Raw genomic sequence first — 18,718 nt, 5'->3', positions numbered from 1 at the left:
TTAAGTCAGTCAGAATCATATTTGAAAAAAGATAAAAAATACTAATTGTATTCCATCTTGCAAGTATATACCTTTGCAGTTCAATGAAAAATACCATAAGCTTATTCGATTTTTCGAAAAAAATAAATTATAAGAACGAACTTTTGGCCGGCTTTACAGTAGCGATGACTATGATCCCTGAATCACTTTCTTTTGCAATACTGGCCGGACTTTCTCCGCTTACAGGGCTTTATGCAGCCTTTATGATGGGAATTGTGACAGCTGTTTTGGGAGGTCGTCCCGGAATGGTCTCCGGTGGAGCAGGAGCTACTATTGTTGTATTGATTGCTTTGATAAAATCTCATGGCATCGAATATCTTTTTGCCGCCGTAGCCCTTGCCGGAATGTTCCAGATACTGGTAGGCGTTTTTAAGTTGGGTAAATTTGTCAGGCTTATTCCGCAGCCTGTGATGTATGGTTTTCTGAACGGCCTGGCCATTATTATTTTTATGGCTCAGGTGGAGCAGTTTAAAATCACAGACAGTACCGGAGTGTCCGCTTGGCTCCAGGGAACTCCTTTATATAGTATGGCCGGATTAACTGCTCTCACAATTGCCATTGTTTACTTTTTCCCAAAGATCACAAAAGCAGTCCCTGCATCGTTAGTAGCGATCATGATCGTTTTTGCGGTGGTTGTGGGTTTTAACATACCTACAAAAACAGTCGCAGATATTGCCCATATCAGCGGAAATCTTCCCAGTTTCCATATTCCTCAGATTCCTTTTACTTTGGAAACGCTGCAGATCATTTTTCCCTATGCTTTGGTGATGGCCGGAGTCGGTCTTATTGAATCTCTTTTGACCTTATCAATGGTGGATGAAATTACCAATTCAAAAGGAAATGCCAACAGGGAATCAGTGGCTCAGGGAATCGCTAATATCACCAACGGATTTTTTGGCGGAATGGGAGGCTGCGCGATGGTAGCCCAGACACTGGTCAATCTCAATGCGGGTTCAAGAGCCAGGCTGTCAGGAATTATCGGTTCAGTCATGATTCTTATGATCATTCTGTTTGGAGCTCCTTTTATTGAAAGAATACCGATGGCAGCGCTGGTGGGAGTGATGATGATGGTTGCGATAAGTACTTTTCAGTGGGTATCTATCCGGATTGCCAATAAAATGCCGAAATCTGATATATTTGTTGGGGTTACCGTAGCCCTCATCACTGTGATCCTTCATAATCTTGCATTGGCCGTTTTGGTCGGGGTTGTGATTGCTGCTCTGGTGTTCGCCTGGGATAATGCAAAAAGGATCCGTGCAAAAAAATCCATTGATAAAAATGGGGTTAAACATTATGAAATATACGGTCCCTTGTTTTTTGGATCTGTTACCGCATTCATGGATAAATTTGATCTCATGGATGATCCGGAAGAAGTAGTCGTGGATTTCAAAGAAAGTCGGATCGTAGATATGAGTGCCATTGACGCTTTGGATAAACTCTCTAAACGCTACAACCAGCAGAATAAAAAACTCTACCTGCGCCATCTCAGTGAAGACTGCCGTACAATGCTGAAAAATGCAGAAGCAGTCATTGAAGTAAATATTCAGGAAGATCCTACGTATAAGGTGATGCCGGAGAAATAGGGGATTTGAAAATTGAAAGATTTAAAAATTTAATCATTAAAAGATTTAAAGATCTGTGCTATCTGAGAAATCTGCGGGATGTAAACATTCACTATTCACATTTCACGACTCTAATAACCAAACAAGGACTGTAAAATTACTTTACAGCCCTTGTTTTTTAGGTTACTAATGTATTCGCAATGAAATCAGGCACCAAAGCATAGTGCGATAATTTCATGCTGATTGAAGCTCTTCCGCTCGTCAAAGTCCTCAGGTCGGAAATATATCCGAACGTAGAAGCCAACGGAACTTCTGCCGTGAAAATCTTTCTTCCTGACCGTTCATCGATGGATGAAATAATTCCCCTTCTCCGGTTGATGTCAGCAGTTACAGCACCTGTGTACTCTTCAATACTCTGAATTTCCACCTGCATGATCGGTTCCAGAAGTTTAGGACTGCATGATGAAGCAGCAGATCTGAATCCGTCTCTCGCGGCATTTTCAAAATCAAATGCACCAGAATCCTGATCATGGAAAGAACCATCCAGAAGTCTGATCTTCATGCTTTCCAAAGGATAGCCTTTCAGAGGTCCGTTTTCCATGGCTTCCCTGAAACCTTTTTCTACGGAAGGAATAAATTCACCGGGAATCACACCTCCTTTGATCAGGTTAATGAATTCCAATCCGGGTTCATTATTTTCTCTTGGCCCGATTTCAAAGGTGATATCGGCAAACTGTCCGCTTCCGCCATTCTGCTTCGAAAGCTTTTCCCTGTGAGTTCTGGTTTCCGTTAAAATCTCACGGTAAGACACTTTAGGCTTCCCCTGATTGACTTCTATCCCATGATTCAGACGGATTTTTTCCAAAGTCACCTCAAGATGAAGCTCGCCCAAACCGCTCAACAAAGTTTCACCAGTCTGACGGTCTCTTTCAACCACTAAAGAAGGATCTTCTTCCTGGATCTTGGCCAGAACCAAACCGAAAGTTTTCTCATCACTGTTCGTTTTAGGCTCTATCGAAACCCTGATCACAGGAGCAGGAATGGTAATCGCTTCCAGAAGGACAGGCTTCTCTACCGCAGATAAAGAATCTCCGGTTTTCGCATCCTTTATGCCTGTTAAGGCTACAATATCACCCGCTTTTCCTTCTTCAATTGATAAGGTTTTGTCTGACTGCATCTTCAGAATTCTCGATATCCTGAAACTTTCCCCTGTTCTCACATTCAGAACCGTATCTCCTGATTGTATGGTACCGGAATACAGGCGGAGCATAGCAAGTCTTCCCATATGTTTATCAATTACCACCTTAAATACAAGTCCTGAAAAAGTTTCCGTTTCATTTCTTACGAGTTCTACAGCTTCTTCCGTATCAGGATCTTTCCCCTGAACGGCTGGAAGCTGATCCGGCGCCGGAAAATAAGTGACTACCGCGTCCAAAAGAGGTTGTACTCCTTTATTTTTAAAGGCAGAACCGCAGAGAACCGGAACCGCAGCTCCTGATCTGCAGACTTTTTGTAAGGCTTCAGTAATCATTTCTTCCGTTAGCTTTTCTTCAGGATCCATGAAAATCTCAAAGAACGTTTCATCATATCCGGCGAGCGTTTCCATCAATTTCATTCTGTATTCATCGGCATCTGCTTTGTGATCCTCAGGAATTTCCTTCTCAATAATGGTTTCTCCGTTTTCATCCGTCCAGTACAAAGCCTTCTGTCTGATTAAATCAATCACTCCCTCAAATTGGTCCTCAGCTCCGATCGGGATTTGAAGTGCCATAGGAACAGCATTAAGTTTGGTTTCTATTTCCTTAAGAACCGCAAAGAAATCTGCTCCGATCCTGTCCATTTTATTGATGAAACAAATCTTTGAAATTCCATGCTTTTCAGCCTGGAACCATACATTTTCGGTTTGAGGCTGAACCCCTGAGGAAGCACAGAAAACGGCAACGACGCTATCCAGAACTCTTAAGGAACGTTCAACTTCTACTGCGAAATCGATGTGTCCGGGAGTATCAATGATGTTGATATTATATACTGTTTCTCCTTTTTTCCATTGGGTAGAAACGGCCGCGGATGAAATGGTGATTCCTCTGTTTTTCTCCTGGATATCTTTGTCCATCGTCGTATTTCCATCGTCTACGTTTCCAATTTTATGAATGAGGCCCGTGTAATAGAGAAGCCTTTCGGATAAAGTGGTTTTTCCTGCGTCTACATGCGCTATAATTCCTATATTTCTTGTGTTATATTTCATTTTGCTGAATTTAAATTGTTGATTTTGAGAATACAGGTAGGTATTCTCCTCGTTTTGAGGTCTGAAAATAAGGCAGCAAAAAAGACCCATCTGAATAGATAGGTCTTCAATATATTTTTAGTAATAAAAGATCTAAGGAACTATTCAGATAAATATCGATTGCTGCCAGAGTACACAGCTCTCACAGGATTACTTAAAGTGATTATATTTATCATTGTTGTTGACATTGTTGATTGTTAATCGGTTGCGAAATTAGATAAATTTTTTAATTGCCCAAAATTTTTTAGATAAATTTTTTGATCATCGAATTTAAACAAAGGGTTAACTCCAACTGCTAACCCCAGAAAAGGAAGTGAAAATTCATAAAAATTTCTTAAAACAGAGAAGTACGTAATGCTTTTCTAAGAAAAATTTTATCTTTGGAAAGAATACCCAAAGAAACACTTGTTGATGATTAAACAATTTTAAATCTTTTTCAAGAAAGCTAAATAAAACTTTTAACTTAAAACTATTGAAAACGGATATCGACATTCACAACCACTGTCATTTTTCTTTTGACCTGTGGCTCACCCTAATCAAATCTCACCCTGAATTTAAAACAAAAAGAGTTGAGCTGTTCACCTCGTTTTTTACTATTGATAAACCTGTTGCTGACGTTGCGAAAACGGTAAAATATTACGACGATCTCTGCAATACAATCAATGAGGTCACAGGTGGGAATATTGATACTTTTGAAATGTATTTACTGATTCTGGGCTCACTGGATGTAGATATAAAACAATTAGATAAAGAAAAATTAGAAGAATTTTACCTGAAAAGCGAAGAACTGTTTTTAGAATATAAACCTGTTGTTATTTTCGAAAACATAAAGGAATTCTTTGATCAGATCAAAAATGAAGGAAAAACAGTTAATATTTTAAGCAATACAGGATTTATCAAGGGAAGAACCATGAGAAAATTTCTGATTCAGGAGGAACTGGATCAGTATATAGATTTCCATATTTATTCTGATGAGATTAATATTTCCAAACCGAATCCTCTTATTTTTCAGGAGGTAAAAAATAACCTTAAAGATCAGGATCTTCCGATGCATCGTATCCTACATATCGGAGATAATCCGGTGGCAGATTATAAAGGCGCAAAAGATTTTGGTTTCAGTGCCCACTTACTTAAACACTAAATTGTATGAATAAAAGATACAGCTTACACCCCATTCATTCCGCAGATGAATTCACTTTTTCACCCGCAGAATACAGCTATTTCAAATATGGCGATAAGTCGTATGCTGAAAAGTTTGCTAAAGAATTATTCAACGGATTTATCGCAGAACACGCCGAACTTTTAAATACAGAAAAAGAGATCGTCGTTCTTCCAAGTCCGTATATGGCCATTCCTACGGCTTCTAATTTTTTATGTTTTTTCTTTAAAAAGCATCTGGATCTGTACCTGTTTCAGAAAGGGAGAAGATCCAGTATAATATCGAAAATCAACCGTAATCACACCTATATCACAGATTATGGGAATCTTAATTTTGAAGACCGTAAAAATCTGATCGCTAATGATACTTATTATATTGATAAGGATTTTTTAAGAGGAAAACTTTGTATTTTTATAGACGATATAAAAATCACGGGAAGTCACGAATTTACGGTGAACAGAATTTTGAACGAATACGAAGTAGAGGCAGATTTTATGTTCCTCTATTATGCGGAACTGATGAATTTTGACCTTGATCCGAAAATTGAAAACTTCTTTAACTATTACGCGGTAAAAAATATCAAACATGTCGCAGAAGTAATGGCGAAGCCAAGTTTTGAATTCAATACAAGGATCGTGAAATATATTTTAGGCCTGGATTCAAGTAATTTTGACTATCTTACGTCTAAAGTAAAAAAGGAGCAGATGGACCTGCTTCTGGAGCTGGCCATCAGCAACAATTATCATTTAATAAAAGAATACGAAAATAACATCAATACTTTAACACAAACGGAACTCTATTATGGCTATTAACTTACAAAAAGGACAAAGAGAAAACATTAACGCACCTAAATTCACTGTAGGTTTAGGATGGGATATCAATAATACTTCTACAGGAACAGGTTTTGACCTTGATGCTTCTTTATTCCTTTTAGGGGAAGACAAAAAATTAGTGTCAGACAATCATTTTATTTTCTATAATAATCTGGAATCTCCGGACAAATCTGTGATCCACACAGGAGACAACCTTACAGGAGAAGGTTCGGGAGATGATGAGCAGATCAAGATCGATCTTACAAAAATAGATTCAGCGATTCAGGAAATTACAGTAGTGGTAACCATCCACGATGCTGATGCAAGAAAGCAGAACTTCGGACAGGTGAGAAATTCTTTCATCAGAATTTTCAATACAGATACGAACGAAGAAATTCTGAAATATGAATTAGACGAAGATTTCTCTATTGAAACTGCTGTAGAATTCGGAAGAATCTACAACAGAAACGGAGAATGGAAATTTGAAGCTGTTGGGGCAGGACAGAGAGACGGCCTTGACAAATTCGTATCAATTTATCAAAAATAATTATGGACAACCAAGACAATCAACCAATAGATCCAATGGGGTCAATTGAACCTCTTAAAACATTTGAGCCCGCTCCGATGACTCCTCAAAGTCAGCCCGTACAAAATACGACACCGGCGGTTCTTGTGGACAGAGAGGGGAATGTTAATCTGACTCAGCTGCAGGTAGAAGAGCGTAAGAAATATGAAGTTCTTGCCAACTCGATCGATGAGACCAATCCGGGTTCCATCGTTAATTATGGAGCAGAACTTCAGAAAACGTTATCCAACCAGAGTGACAGCTTTTTGGGAAATGTAAGAAGATCCAACTCAGGAGAAGTAGGAGTGCTTATCAATGATCTATTGGTGGAACTTAACTACGTAGACGTTGAAGAACTTCAGCAAAATAAAGTGAAAAGCTTTCTGAGCAAGATTCCGTTCATGAAAAAGGTCATGACCCAGGTGGAAAATCTGTTCACGAAATATGATAAGATCATCAATAATATCGAACAGATCGCTCATAAGGTAAATGCAGGGATCATCACTTCTACCAAAGATAATGCAGTTCTTCAGACTATTTTTGAAAGCAATGTGAATTCCATTAAGGCTATTGAAGAATTGGTCATCGCGGGAAATGTAAGAATGGAAAGAGCGGCGGGAGAATTAGCGCAAATGGAAGCTGATCCGCAGACCTATCAGGATTATCAGATTGCTGACAAAAGGGATTTCATCGCAAGATTAGATAGAAGAATGGCTGACCTTAAAGTGGTCCGTATCATCATGATGCAGTCCCTTCCACAGATCAGACTCGTACAGAATAACAATGTTTCTATTGCTGAAAAAGCACAGACGATCCTTACCACCACATTACCGGTTTGGAAAAATCAGCTTTCACTGGCGGTTGCCATGTACAGACAGCAGCAAAATATAGAAATTCAGCAAAAGGTATCTTCTACGACAGAAGCCATTCTGAAGAAAAATGCAGAACGTCTGGGTCAGAACTCTGTGAATGTTGCCAGAGCGAACGAGCAAACGATCGTATCGGTAGAAACATTGAGAGAAACAACTTCAATGTTGATCAATACATTGAATGAAGTGAAGCAGATCCAGAAACAGGGTGCTGAAGGAAGAAGAAAACTGGATCAGGATCTTCAGACACTGGAGCATGAATTAAAAGCTAACGTCAGAGGTTAATTAACAGAATATCAAGGTGGGAGATGATGCGGCAGCCATAATGTCTCAGAGCAGAAGAAGATTAACAAAGCTTAAACTTCTGGCTAATTTTTTTGAACATATTGACATCATATCTATTTACATCAAAACGGATATCATTCATAATTTGTTTCAGGAAAACACTGCTCTGGACTATAATAAGCTGGAGCTTTTTCATCTGCAGTATACCGACAGTCTCATAGAACTTCTTACCAAAATAAAGCGGCAGAAGGAAAATGATATGCTCACTGTCATTAATGAAATTGACGTTAACACTAAATATATTGAAGGTTTTGAAGAAAGGCGGATAGACAGCTTTCAGACCGACCGGAAGATGTACAGCGGTATATTTTCCCAGCATCTGAAAATGCTCTATAAAGATCTTACCCAGGATATTTTTACGGCAGACTGGAACAACGTCCTGTATTTTCATAAAAAATACGGACAGGAATTCTACAGAACCAGCGCAGATGAAGAACAGCTGAAATCAAAGCCTTTTCCTGCCTATCAGTACAGAGATTATGCGATAGAAAGGAAGCTTTTGGGAAGATTGAATATCCAGAGTTTTAAAGTACGCTTTGTCTGTGGTTATCTGATCGGGACCAATGAGTACGAACTCTTTAAGATATTTCAGTCAGATGATCATTTCGTTTTTGGCATCGATGATAAAAAACTTTATTTGTTTGACGGTGATCTTGAAAAATTAGATATTTCCGAGAACCAATCCAACCAGAGTTCAATCATCAATCAGCTGAAAAGAAAAAATGAGCTGCTGGAAAATTCCATCAACGAAAGGAAAAGAACGATTCCTGCAGAAGTGGAAAATGTACTGAAAGACTATCTGAAAAACCTTGAGAACATAGATATTATGAGCAAAATATTTGACTTCGACGAAGAAACCAATATTCTGCGCGCAATGCTTAATTTAAATTTGAATAATAATTAATACGAAATTTGATTTGCAAATAGGTTCATAAGCCCATTTGCCAAAAATAAATAACAACAATAAATATAAAAAGATGGCTATTAACTTACAAAAAGGTCAAAGAATCAACCTGAAAAAGGAAAACGGTGCCGAACTTACCCAAGCTTGTGTAGGGATCAACTGGGGGGCAATCGAGAAAAAAGGACTTTTCGGAACTAAAAAAGAAGCAGTAGACTTAGATGGAAGCTGTATTTTATTTGATTCAAATAAAACGCTGACAGAAGTTATTTATTTCGGAAATCTGAAATCAAGAAACGGTTCTGTAAAACATAGCGGTGATGACCTTACCGGAGACGTAAACGGAGATGACGGACTGGACAATGAAGTCATTACAATAGATTTCAGCCAGCTGGAACCCAACGTGGAGCACGTTGCATTGGTACTGAACAGCTACCAGGGACAGGATTTCGGAACGATTCCTTTTGCTTCTATCCGTATCTACGAAGGAACGCCTACCAATGTAAGAGAGGTTTTCGCTAAATATGATATCGCCAATGATGCTTCTTTCAAAGGACACGTTGCCATGGTAATGGGAGTGTTCTACAAAAAAAACGGAGAATGGAAGTTCAATGCGATCGGAGATCCTACTTCAGACAGAAAACTGGAACAGACGATTCAGACGGTTCAGGCCAATTATTTATAACCAATAGATAATCAGTAAGAATGAACCTTGTCTCATTCGGAAAAAATGAATAGTTTTACAGGCTTGAGGCCAGAAATTATTGATCTGTTGATATCAAATAAAAAACATTAAAAATTAGCAATATTTGTGCATACTGTACATCTATTGCTTTTATCATATAATAACATAAACTGAAGTGGAACATCAAAGTATTTTAGAATTGCACCCGGGCTTGGTGTGGGGATTTGCGGTAACAGTCGTTATCATGCTGCTCCTGGATTTAGGAGTATTCAACAAAAAAAGCCATGAAGTATCATCCAAAGAAGCAACCATCTGGTCTATCGTATGGATTTCACTATCCATGGTATTCTCAGGAGTAGTCTATTGGGTTTTCAATACAGACGGAAGTCCTGAGAGCCACGCGGTGGCCGTAGAGAAATTTACGCAGTATCAGGCCGCCTACTGGATCGAAAAAGCCCTCTCTGTGGATAACTTATTCGTATTTATTCTTGTTTTCGGGTTCTTTAAAGTTCCGAAATACCTTCATCACAAAGTTCTTTTCTGGGGAATTATTGGAGCACTGATCTTCAGAGCGATATTTATTTTCGCAGGAGTAGGATTGATCAACCTGACGTATCTTCCTGAAATGACTATTTTTGGAAAAGCAGTACAGATCAACGTGGTAATGGCTCTGTTCGGTCTCTTCCTTGTTTATGCCGGGATAAAATCCTGGGGCGACGGAGGTGATGATGATGACGAAGATTACAGCAATACAGCTGGGGCAAGACTGATTAAAAGTTTCTGGAAAGTTTCCGATAATTATGATGGTGATAAGTTCTTCACCGTTCAAAACGGAATCAAGATGGCAACACCGCTTTTAGTAGTGGTTGGGGTTATTGAATTTACCGACGTTCTTTTTGCAGTAGATTCTATTCCGGCGATCTTTGCGATCTCTAATGACCCGTTCATCCTGTATACATCCAATATTTTCGCGATCTTAGGATTAAGATCTTTATATTTCCTATTGGCGAACTTTATCCACATGTTCAGCAAGCTTCCTTACGGACTGGCGATTATCCTGTCATTTATCGGGGTAAAAATGTTGATCGCGCCTTGGATTCATATTCCGTCTCCGGTTTCATTGGGAATTGTAGGAGGAGTATTGGTACTTTCTGTTCTGGTATCTATTATTTTCCCTGAAAAAGAAGATGATGCAAAAGAAAAATCAGACAAATAAGAATCGCAAAACCTGATCATATAAAAAGGCTTTACCATCTGTAAAGCCTTTTTTATTTTAAAAAATTAATTGAATTAACAAATATTCACATTTTGTAATTCACTATTCAGAACTGACCACTCACTTCACTCCGTGTAACAGCTTATTAATCTTTTTCCTGGTCTGCATAGAAACCTTATAGGCTTCATCACGAAGTTTCTGTATCTTTCCCACAGGCTGGAAAAAAATCTTGCTTTCAAATGGATTGAATGATAACAGTTCATTGCTGCAATTGCGCGGATCCAAAAGATCGCCTTTATTTATTCTTACTTCTCCAATCTTTAGATAAGACGAATTTTTCCATTCCACATTCAGTCTATTGACAGGCTGGTCTTTCAGATCGTAACAAAACTGGATCAGAACATCTGCCGTATAGTCATGATCTTGGAAAAAGTTTTTCACAGCTTCTTTCATCTTTGATTTTTTACCAAAATGTTTATCTACAGATTGGGGAACCAGTTTTATTTTAATCATATATTCACCAAGACGGTAAGCTCCTACAGAATGATAATCAAAAGACAGAATAAAATCATTCCTTTTGCTCAACAATTTAAAAACATTCCTGGCGAATGATAGCGTGAAAACAGAAGGTACAACTTTTAAAGACTGAGCTGCCAGTGAAAAAAAACTGCTCCATTTTTTAATATAAAATCTGTTCACCGCAGTAAACAGTTTCAGGAAATGAGAAACCGAATTCGTTGGGAAGAGAGGGAAATTAACGAGAGGGAAATTAGCGATTAAGCCCCCTTTTTCATCCTTTACTTTTACAGCAAATCCATAGGCTGGAATATCGTTTCCTTTGTTTTTAATTTTCAGATTCGCATTGGAAAGCCTTATAGTAAGGTCAAATTTTTCGCTATCAAAAAACGGGAGAAGTTCTTCCGGAATATTTTTATCGATGAAGAATGTCCCCTCTGCTGTAGCATAAGTTTTGGCATGAGCATTTCTGGTAGCGTAGTTGACATCACTTATGGAAGAAGACTGTTCAACGAAATCTGCAATCGTTTTTTTATTGATTTCCAGAAGTTCTCTTTCCTCTTCAGTAAGCTCATCAAATTTCCTGTTATATTTTAGTGGTGTTGGCATTTAGTTTTTAAATTCAATTATAACGCCAAGTTTTGGAATCTGCGTTAACATAATATTAAAATTACTTGAATTTTGTAGCAGGCAATAGGGTTGGAAGGGAACGTTTTGCTAATCTGTGGTTTAGCAGAAGTGATGGAAGAGGAAAAGGAGGAAAAACTTCCGATGCACCCATCAGCTAGCTGTGATGCAAATTTATTTCGTCATTATATTCTAAACCGACAACCAGCAACATCTTAACTATTATTCCTTCCATCTACCTCCATAACTTCCATCCTCCGGCTTCCTTCTTCCATTCTCTCCAAAACTCCTATCTTTGTAAAAAATATCAACAATGGGAGTAGCAGATATGTTATTTAAAAAGAAAAAAGAACTGGCAGAAAAGAACCTTAACGATGGTAAGGAATATATGATGGAATATGGTAAGAGAGAAAGCGTTGTGCAATTACCAAGCGGTTTACAATACGAAATCATTACTGAAGGCGACGGCCCAAAACCAGGTCCTAAATCCACGGTAAAATGCCACTACCACGGAACGACCATTTCCGGCAAAGTATTCGACAGCTCTGTAAAAAGAGGAACACCCGCTTCTTTCCCTTTAAACAAAGTGATTAAGGGATGGACAGAAGCACTCCAGTTAATGCCTGTTGGAAGCAAATGGAGACTGATTCTTCCTCCGCATTTAGCGTATGGAGATCAGCAGATCAGCAAAGAAATCGGACCCAATTCTACACTGGTTTTTGAAGTAGAGCTGCTGGATATAAAATAATCCTGCTTAAAAATAGATTAAAAAATTACCCGAATTCGGGTAATTTTTTTTATTTGTATTATATTCGTATCAATCAATTTCAAAGGATAGAACGGATTGGAATAATTTTTAGAATTATCGTTACAACTTTTCCATAAAATAGGTGTATTTAAATTGTATAAAAGATAAAATCATTACACCTTAAAAAGACAAACAGCTGAATCTCTTCGAGCCTTTGCAATTAACGAACTACATGACACAAAGAAAAATATAGACTGAATGAAAAAACTCTTTTACCTTTTGGCAGTATTCAGCTTGCTGACTTCCTGTATTTCCAAAAAGAATCAGGTGATCAGACAGAATATTCTTACTTTAAAAGACAGCTACTGTAAAGCACCTTTTAAATATAACTACAGCACCAGAGTACCATCATACAATTCTGATTCTATTTTAGCGGCCAATAAAGAATTGCAGGGAATGTTCTCCGATCAGAGTATTTTGATTTTGAATGCTTTGGATAATCTGGACGAAGTTCATAAAATTGTTGATCTGAAAAAGGATTCATCCATTACAGCCCAGGTAAAAGTATTACAGCTTAAAAGTAAAATCAACAGTAAAATTACCATTGCCCTTACCGAATTGGATGCGGTTGCCGCAGAATTTGATTGTGAAGGGGAGAGGGTAGCACAGATCGGAAATTATGTGGATAACCTTAATGATTCCAGAAATAACAAAATGATTCTCTACTCCATTGTGACGGGAGCGGCTGCCTCTATAGCAGGAGGTATCGTTTCAGACGGTGGATGGAGCAATGCGATTGATATCAGTGGGGGAGTCGTGGGAGCAGGTTTCGGTTTGGCAACCCTGAATCCAAAAGGAAAAAAAGTAGAATTTATCCATCAGAGAAATCTATTGAGAGATATATGGAAAGAAAAGCTGGAGTCTCCGAATTTTCCACCATTCATCTGGTACATGTATACCGAGAAAAAATTCTCCAATAAAGAAAAACATTCTATCATCAGCAGTATGAAGGAAAGATGGCTTCATTACCAGTTTGATGACAGTAAAGAAGAGGCTGATCAGTCGGTGATCTTCAGCGACGGAGGTTTTTACAGAGCTGATGATCTTCATAACCGTGCTGCGATGCTCAATCAGATGCAGTCCGCAACGAGAACGATTAACCAGAATATTAATTATCTGCTGCTGGATCTGGACAAATTAATTCTTTAAGAAAAATTTAACTGTAATAAATTTTGTTACATTTAAAAAATGTTTATCTTTGCCCTGTAATTATAATGAACAATACAAGATTTGCTACGGCGATACACATGATGACCTTGTTGGCGAAAAGTCCTCAGGAGTGGCTCACTTCTGAATGGATTGCAGGCAGCGTGAATGTCAATGCAGTGATCGTAAGGAAAGAATTAAGTGTATTGAGAGAAGCAGGCCTGATTGCCAGCAGACAGGGAAAAGATGGCGGAAGCCAGCTTGCGAAGGGCGCAGATCAGATCAGTATTTCTGAAATCTACAGAGCGGTAAAGAATACCGAAGTTTTAGGAAAAAAAAATCAGAATCCTAATCCGGAATGCAGTGTAGGGAAGGAGATCAATAACCATTTAATGACCTTGTTTGAAGAAACAGATCAGTTGGTTACTCAATTTTTAGGTAATAAATCATTGCAGGAATTCAGCGATCAGTTTGATTAAAATTTTTTATCTATAAATGTAACAAAAGTTATTACAATTTAATTTTAAAATAAAATATTATGAAAAAAGTATCAGTAATCGGTGCAACCGGTTTTGTGGGAAAAAATGTGGTGAACGAATTGGCAGAAAGAGGATATGCTGTGGAAGCTTTGGTAAGAGATGCTTCTAAGGTAGAATCTAAAGAAAACGTGACGGCAAAAAGTGTTGATGTAAACAATACAGAAGAACTGGCAGAAGCTTTAAAAGGAAGTGATGCGGTCATCAGTGCATTCAACGCTGGCTGGACAAATCCAAATCTTTACAATGATTTTCTGAATGGTTCTGTTAATATTGAAAAAGCAGTAGAAAAATCAGGCGTAAAAAGGCTGATCGTGGTAGGAGGAGCAGGAAGTCTTTATACTCCGGATCATGTACAGATCGTAGATACACCAGATTTCCCTGAGGCTTACAAACCAGGTGCAACGGCAGCAAGAGATTATTTAAACAAAATTAAAGAAAACACTACACTGGACTGGACTTTCTTCAGCCCTGCCATTGAAATGAACCAGGCGAATGTAGGGGAAAGAACAGGGAAATACAGAACCTCTTTAGAAACTCCGGTTTTTGATGAGAACGGAAGAAGCCGTCTTTCTGTAGAAGATGTAGCAGCCGTTTTGGTCGACGAACTGGAGCAAAATAACCATATCCGTGAACGTTTTACAGCAGCTTACTAATTCCTTAAAAAAAAGACAATGTTAAAAAAGAAATTATTATCACTATTGACACTGCTGGGTTTTGTAAGCATTATGTTTGCAGGGAATTTAAAGATTAAAGTGTACAATCCCGGCCCCAAGGCTATTTTTCCTATTACATCCACCATTATTTATGGCGATAAAGATGCGGTGCTTATCGATGCTCAGTTTCAGAAGCAGTATGCAGAACAATTGGTAAAAGAGATTAAGGCCACGGGAAAAAATCTGAAAACGGTTTTTATTTCCCACAGCGATCCCGATTTTTACTTTGGTTTAGAGGTGATCAAAAAAGCATTTCCAAATGCAAAGATTATTTCTACAGCGCAGACTGCTTACTTGATATCTGCCTCAAAAGATGATAAAATGGCCGTGTGGAAACCGCAGCTTAAAGAAGATGCTCCCTCAGAGATCATTATTCCTGAAGCAGTAAACACCATTCCTGATCTGGAGGGAAATAAGATTGAAATCAAAATGAATGCTGAAGATTCTGCTCACAGTTTTGTCTGGATTCCATCTCTAAAAACTGTAGTCGGTGGTATTTCTGTATCAGTAGATTCCCATATCTGGATGGCGGATACTCAGAATATCAAAGCAATTGATCAGTGGATCGCACAGATTGATGCCATGAAAGCACTACAACCTGAACAGGTCGTTCCTTCCCATTTTGCAAAGCTTTCGGTGTCTACTCAGTCACTTGATTTTGTTAAAAACTATCTTGAAAACTATAAAAGGGCCGTCACTGAAAACAAAACATCCTCAGATGTTGTAGATTTTATGGTAAAAAAATACCCTGATCTTCACGGAAAAGATGAACTGGAAATGGGAGCGAAAGTTTTCTTCGGAGAGATCAACTGGGATTTGAGATCACCTTATCCGGCCATAGGAAACAAAGTAGAAGCTGATTTCGGAACTTTTAAATTCATTCTTGATTTCAAAAACAATAAAGAAATGTCCTTCACCGGAGTTTCCGGAAACGTAAAGGGAAATACCGATACGGTCCGGTACACTGCTGTAGAAGTAGCAAAGAATATCTTTATGGTCTACTGGCATGAACCTAAATTAGGCTCTAATGTGACCCATATTCAGGATTATAATCAAAATATAATATATACCAATATAGCAGAACCTAACGGATCATTCACTCATCTGAAAGGAACTCTTAAAATTCTGAAATAATATGTAAAACTGCTGTCATTAGATGGCAGTTTTTTATTGATAATACAGTATATTTTCCGAGAACAAGATCATTGATGACAAATATTTCTGGGAGACTGAGTTTCTCAAAGCCCTCACGCGCTTAAATTATTTAAACCACAAAAGTCACAAAATTTATAGTTTTAAACACTTTAGATCACTTTAGTTTCAAAAGTTTATCATCCTGATACATAATAAGACCACATAAGCAGAAAATCAAAGATTTTCATAAAACTTTAGTGCACTTTATCGGTTTAATGTATTTAACTTAAAAATAAGTTGTGTTTTAAAAGCTTTTGTGACTTTTGTGGTTGATGTTTTTCGTTTCCCAAGGATTTCTCAGAATACACAGATTTTCTTTTGATAATATTACATAAAAAATGGCTGTCCGTTGGACAGCCATTTTTTTATAAATTCATAAACAGTTTCGGATTTACCGGCGTGTTGTTTTTATGTACTTCGTAATGCAGGTGAGGCCCTGTAGAACGTCCGGAATTTCCAGACTTCGCGATAACCTGTCCTACTTTTACTTTCTCGTTCACTTTAGAGACCAATTGAGACAAGTGGCCATATAATGTAGCCAGTCCGTTTCCGTGAGAAACGATAACACAGTTTCCATAACCACCCTTCTGACCGGAGAAAATAACAGTTCCGGCAGCAGCAGCTCTCACATCTGAACCGAACGCCACCGCAATGTCAAGCCCCTTATGGAACTGCATCTGGTCAGCTTCAGCAGGTGGATTATTCTTTTCTATAGACGCTTTAGCTGGAGAATTGCTGGCCACAGCTTTTGTTGAAGTGGCAGTTGCAGACGATGGGGCCGGAGCAGTAGGTGCTGCTTTAGGCGTTACCATAACTTTTACTTCTCTTTTGTTACCATAGCTGTCCGTTAATTCAATGATTTTCTCAACGGGTTCTACTTTTACTTCCGGTTTAGGAGCGGCAGCGGCTATTGGCTTAGACTCTGCGGCACTTGATTTTACAGAAGCAAATACGGTTTTAAAAGGAATTGGATTTTTTCTGATACCAAAATTAGAGGAGATATATCCGTCCGTAGGCATTCCCAGAGGAACTTCCATCAGCTTTTTTTGAAGATTCATGAGATACTGACTGTAGCGGTTGGCTTGCTTGGCCAGATATACGGAATTTGAAATACTGTCTTTACTGAGGATCATCACTTTTTCATTGGAGATGTCTTTGGATTTCAGGAAAGAATTAAGTTCAGATACCGTTTGATCTACCAAAGTAAGATCTGTTTTCATTTTTAAATAATCTACACTGTCTTTTTCAGTGTTGATCTTGACAAGGTTCACTTCATACATCTTGTCATCCTTTTCAGAAAATAACCTGGCGATAAAGATGGCCTGTGCAAAAACTACCAGCAAAAGTCCTCCCAGGAGAATATTCACATTCTTCTTGCTGTTTAGAAATTTCTTCATATTTCTTTTCTTAAGTATATTACAAAACGGTTTTAAGCGTGCAAATTTAATTAAAAATACTCTTTGATGTATATTTTTAAAGAAAACTTAGTTTTTTCTGTATTTAACGTCTAATTAGATATTTAATTGTGTTTAAGTGTTAATTTTTTCAGAAAATGGCTTTTATCATAAGCCTAAAGTCCTTCTTCCGCCTTTGTTTTAATATATTTGTAGTTCATATTTCAATTATGGCTAAAAAGAAAATAATTTCCGAATCTTCGAATCCAAAAAAGAATAAAAACGAAGTTTCTGTAGGGGTAGTAGGCAGTGGAAGTTTTGCAACTGCTATCGTAAAAATGCTTGTTGAAAACTGTAAAGTGGTCCACTGGTGTGTAAGAAGCGAATTCGTAAAAGGGGCTATAGAGCTTCGCGGACACAACCCATCTTACCTGACAGCAGTTAATTTTAATCTTAAAAGTCTAAAACTGACAACCGATATTAATGAATTGGTAAGTGCCTGTGATGTCATCGTATTGGCAACACCTTCCATTTACCTTTCTGATACGATGGATAAAATGACCTGTGAATATGGTGACAAGATCTTTGTTTCAGCGATTAAAGGAATTATTCCCAAAGTCAATGATGTGGTAGCGCATTATTTAAGGGATGAATTTAAAATAGGTTTCAGAAATCAGGCGGTTATTGCAGGGCCATGTCACGCGGAAGAAGTAGCTATGGAAAGGCTTTCTTACCTCACCGTTGCCGCAGTAGAAGATGAAACAGCAAATAAACTGACCGGAATTTTCAGTTCAGATTTTATCAAAGTACATTCCAGTAAAGATATTTTAGGAAACGAATACAGTGCCATTCTTAAAAATATTTTCGCCATCGGAGCCGGAATAGCAAGCGGATTGGGCTATGGAGATAACTTCACGGCCGTTTTTGTTTCCAATGCGATCCGTGAAATGGAAATTTTCCTGGAAGCAGTATATGAAGCTCCAAGAGACGTTAATGAAAGTGCGTATCTGGGTGATCTTTTGGTAACGGCATACTCTCTTTTCTCAAGAAACCGAAGTTTAGGAAATCTCATCGGAAAAGGATACACTGTAAAATCTGCAATCCAATCGATGAATATGGTGGCAGAAGGATATTATGCTGCTGACTCTATTTATAAGACTGCAAAGCAGAAAAATCTTAAGCTTCCGATTATTGATACCGTGTATGCCATCCTTTACGAAGGAAAGAATGCTGAAAAGCAATTTAAAAAACTGACCGCTAAATTAAATTGAAAAAACAAGGCTTGAAAGATTAAAACCTTGTTCAGATATACTATTAAACTAAAGCCTTTTTTCAAGGCTTTAG

The 18,718-nt window shown here is 38.1% G+C and carries 17 protein-coding genes; 14 read left to right on the top strand and 3 right to left on the bottom strand.

The genetic code is table 11. The annotated features are described in order from the left end of the window. Positions 1 to 83: 83 nt before the first annotated feature. Positions 84 to 1,622 carry a SulP family inorganic anion transporter gene (locus BUC06_RS07190; protein WP_073331806.1) on the top strand — a complete coding sequence of 513 codons (1,539 nt, stop codon included), beginning with the start codon at positions 84 to 86 and terminating at the stop codon, positions 1,620 to 1,622. A 157-nt stretch (positions 1,623 to 1,779) separates the two neighbouring features. Here the strand turns inward: BUC06_RS07190 and fusA are convergent, their stop codons facing one another. Next, on the bottom strand, positions 1,780 to 3,846 hold the full coding sequence (gene fusA / locus BUC06_RS07185) for an elongation factor G (RefSeq protein WP_073332131.1): 2,067 nt from the start codon (positions 3,844 to 3,846) through the stop codon (positions 1,780 to 1,782). A 511-nt stretch (positions 3,847 to 4,357) separates the two neighbouring features. Between fusA and BUC06_RS07180 the strand changes: the two genes are divergently transcribed. The 7 genes from BUC06_RS07180 (at position 4,358) to BUC06_RS07150 (ending at position 10,437) form a co-directional block, all read left to right on the top strand. Next, positions 4,358 to 5,026 carry an HAD family hydrolase gene (locus tag BUC06_RS07180; protein ID WP_073331802.1) on the top strand — a complete coding sequence of 223 codons (669 nt, stop codon included), beginning with the start codon at positions 4,358 to 4,360 and terminating at the stop codon, positions 5,024 to 5,026. Positions 5,027 to 5,031: 5 nt separating this feature from the next. Then, positions 5,032 to 5,856 carry a phosphoribosyltransferase family protein gene (locus BUC06_RS07175; protein ID WP_073331799.1) on the top strand — a complete coding sequence of 275 codons (825 nt, stop codon included), beginning with the start codon at positions 5,032 to 5,034 and terminating at the stop codon, positions 5,854 to 5,856. Beyond that, a complete protein-coding gene (locus BUC06_RS07170) occupies positions 5,846 to 6,403 on the top strand; it encodes a TerD family protein (protein WP_073331796.1) in 558 nt (185 codons plus the stop codon). Before BUC06_RS07175 ends, BUC06_RS07170 begins: the two co-directional genes overlap by 11 nt. Before the next feature lie 2 nt (positions 6,404 to 6,405). Continuing rightward, positions 6,406 to 7,575 (top strand): toxic anion resistance protein, encoded by a 1,170-nt coding sequence (locus tag BUC06_RS07165; protein WP_181876105.1) that lies wholly within the window; start codon positions 6,406 to 6,408, stop codon positions 7,573 to 7,575. A gap of 16 nt (positions 7,576 to 7,591) precedes the next feature. Continuing rightward, positions 7,592 to 8,539: a hypothetical protein gene (locus tag BUC06_RS07160; protein ID WP_083564019.1), complete on the top strand. Its 948-nt coding sequence runs from the start codon at positions 7,592 to 7,594 to the stop codon at positions 8,537 to 8,539. A gap of 73 nt (positions 8,540 to 8,612) precedes the next feature. Next, complete coding sequence (locus BUC06_RS07155) at positions 8,613 to 9,221, top strand: TerD family protein (RefSeq protein WP_073331792.1); 609 nt, start codon at positions 8,613 to 8,615, stop codon at positions 9,219 to 9,221. Between the two features lie 175 nt (positions 9,222 to 9,396). Next, complete coding sequence (locus BUC06_RS07150; protein WP_073331789.1) at positions 9,397 to 10,437, top strand: TerC/Alx family metal homeostasis membrane protein; 1,041 nt, start codon at positions 9,397 to 9,399, stop codon at positions 10,435 to 10,437. Between the two features lie 120 nt (positions 10,438 to 10,557). Here the strand turns inward: BUC06_RS07150 and BUC06_RS07145 are convergent, their stop codons facing one another. Then, positions 10,558 to 11,562, bottom strand: coding sequence for a catalase family protein (locus BUC06_RS07145; RefSeq protein ID WP_073331787.1), 1,005 nt, complete (start codon positions 11,560 to 11,562; stop codon positions 10,558 to 10,560). A gap of 331 nt (positions 11,563 to 11,893) precedes the next feature. Between BUC06_RS07145 and BUC06_RS07140 the strand changes: the two genes are divergently transcribed. The 5 genes from BUC06_RS07140 (at position 11,894) to BUC06_RS07120 (ending at position 15,920) form a co-directional block, all read left to right on the top strand. Next, positions 11,894 to 12,328: an FKBP-type peptidyl-prolyl cis-trans isomerase gene (locus BUC06_RS07140; RefSeq protein ID WP_073331784.1), complete on the top strand. Its 435-nt coding sequence runs from the start codon at positions 11,894 to 11,896 to the stop codon at positions 12,326 to 12,328. A gap of 258 nt (positions 12,329 to 12,586) precedes the next feature. Next, positions 12,587 to 13,537, top strand: coding sequence for a hypothetical protein (locus BUC06_RS07135; protein ID WP_073331781.1), 951 nt, complete (start codon positions 12,587 to 12,589; stop codon positions 13,535 to 13,537). Positions 13,538 to 13,602: 65 nt separating this feature from the next. Then, positions 13,603 to 14,013: an Rrf2 family transcriptional regulator gene (locus BUC06_RS07130; RefSeq protein WP_073331779.1), complete on the top strand. Its 411-nt coding sequence runs from the start codon at positions 13,603 to 13,605 to the stop codon at positions 14,011 to 14,013. 59 nt (positions 14,014 to 14,072) lie between these two features. Further along, positions 14,073 to 14,726 carry an NAD(P)-dependent oxidoreductase gene (locus tag BUC06_RS07125; RefSeq protein ID WP_073331776.1) on the top strand — a complete coding sequence of 218 codons (654 nt, stop codon included), beginning with the start codon at positions 14,073 to 14,075 and terminating at the stop codon, positions 14,724 to 14,726. An 18-nt stretch (positions 14,727 to 14,744) separates the two neighbouring features. Beyond that, a complete protein-coding gene (locus tag BUC06_RS07120; protein ID WP_073331774.1) occupies positions 14,745 to 15,920 on the top strand; it encodes an MBL fold metallo-hydrolase in 1,176 nt (391 codons plus the stop codon). 425 nt (positions 15,921 to 16,345) lie between these two features. Here the strand turns inward: BUC06_RS07120 and BUC06_RS07115 are convergent, their stop codons facing one another. Further along, the gene (locus BUC06_RS07115; protein WP_083564018.1) at positions 16,346 to 17,377 is read right to left on the bottom strand and encodes a M23 family metallopeptidase; all 1,032 of its coding nucleotides are present in this window, start codon (positions 17,375 to 17,377) and stop codon (positions 16,346 to 16,348) included. 227 nt (positions 17,378 to 17,604) lie between these two features. Here BUC06_RS07115 and BUC06_RS07110 point away from each other — a divergent pair, with 227 nt between their 5' ends. Then, positions 17,605 to 18,645: an NAD(P)H-dependent glycerol-3-phosphate dehydrogenase gene (locus tag BUC06_RS07110; RefSeq protein ID WP_073331771.1), complete on the top strand. Its 1,041-nt coding sequence runs from the start codon at positions 17,605 to 17,607 to the stop codon at positions 18,643 to 18,645. Positions 18,646 to 18,718 lie beyond the last annotated feature (73 nt).

It is taken from the genome of Chryseobacterium carnipullorum, assembly GCF_900142785.1.
Taxonomy (GTDB): domain Bacteria; phylum Bacteroidota; class Bacteroidia; order Flavobacteriales; family Weeksellaceae; genus Chryseobacterium; species Chryseobacterium carnipullorum.
Note: the sequence above shows the minus strand (reverse complement) of the source record. Positions and strands in the feature narration are given on the sequence as shown.

Coding starts and splice junctions, on each gene's coding strand:
- BUC06_RS07190 (WP_073331806.1), top strand. CDS start 84: ATGAAAAATACCATAAGCTTATTCGATTTTTCGAAAAAAATAAATTAT.
- BUC06_RS07170 (WP_073331796.1), top strand. CDS start 5,846: ATGGCTATTAACTTACAAAAAGGACAAAGAGAAAACATTAACGCACCT.
- BUC06_RS07140 (WP_073331784.1), top strand. CDS start 11,894: ATGGGAGTAGCAGATATGTTATTTAAAAAGAAAAAAGAACTGGCAGAA.
- BUC06_RS07130 (WP_073331779.1), top strand. CDS start 13,603: ATGAACAATACAAGATTTGCTACGGCGATACACATGATGACCTTGTTG.
- BUC06_RS07115 (WP_083564018.1), bottom strand. CDS start 17,377: ATGAAGAAATTTCTAAACAGCAAGAAGAATGTGAATATTCTCCTGGGA.
- BUC06_RS07135 (WP_073331781.1), top strand. CDS start 12,587: ATGAAAAAACTCTTTTACCTTTTGGCAGTATTCAGCTTGCTGACTTCC.
- BUC06_RS07110 (WP_073331771.1), top strand. CDS start 17,605: ATGGCTAAAAAGAAAATAATTTCCGAATCTTCGAATCCAAAAAAGAAT.
- BUC06_RS07165 (WP_181876105.1), top strand. CDS start 6,406: ATGGACAACCAAGACAATCAACCAATAGATCCAATGGGGTCAATTGAA.
- BUC06_RS07125 (WP_073331776.1), top strand. CDS start 14,073: ATGAAAAAAGTATCAGTAATCGGTGCAACCGGTTTTGTGGGAAAAAAT.
- BUC06_RS07145 (WP_073331787.1), bottom strand. CDS start 11,562: ATGCCAACACCACTAAAATATAACAGGAAATTTGATGAGCTTACTGAA.
- fusA (WP_073332131.1), bottom strand. CDS start 3,846: ATGAAATATAACACAAGAAATATAGGAATTATAGCGCATGTAGACGCA.
- BUC06_RS07175 (WP_073331799.1), top strand. CDS start 5,032: ATGAATAAAAGATACAGCTTACACCCCATTCATTCCGCAGATGAATTC.
- BUC06_RS07120 (WP_073331774.1), top strand. CDS start 14,745: ATGTTAAAAAAGAAATTATTATCACTATTGACACTGCTGGGTTTTGTA.
- BUC06_RS07155 (WP_073331792.1), top strand. CDS start 8,613: ATGGCTATTAACTTACAAAAAGGTCAAAGAATCAACCTGAAAAAGGAA.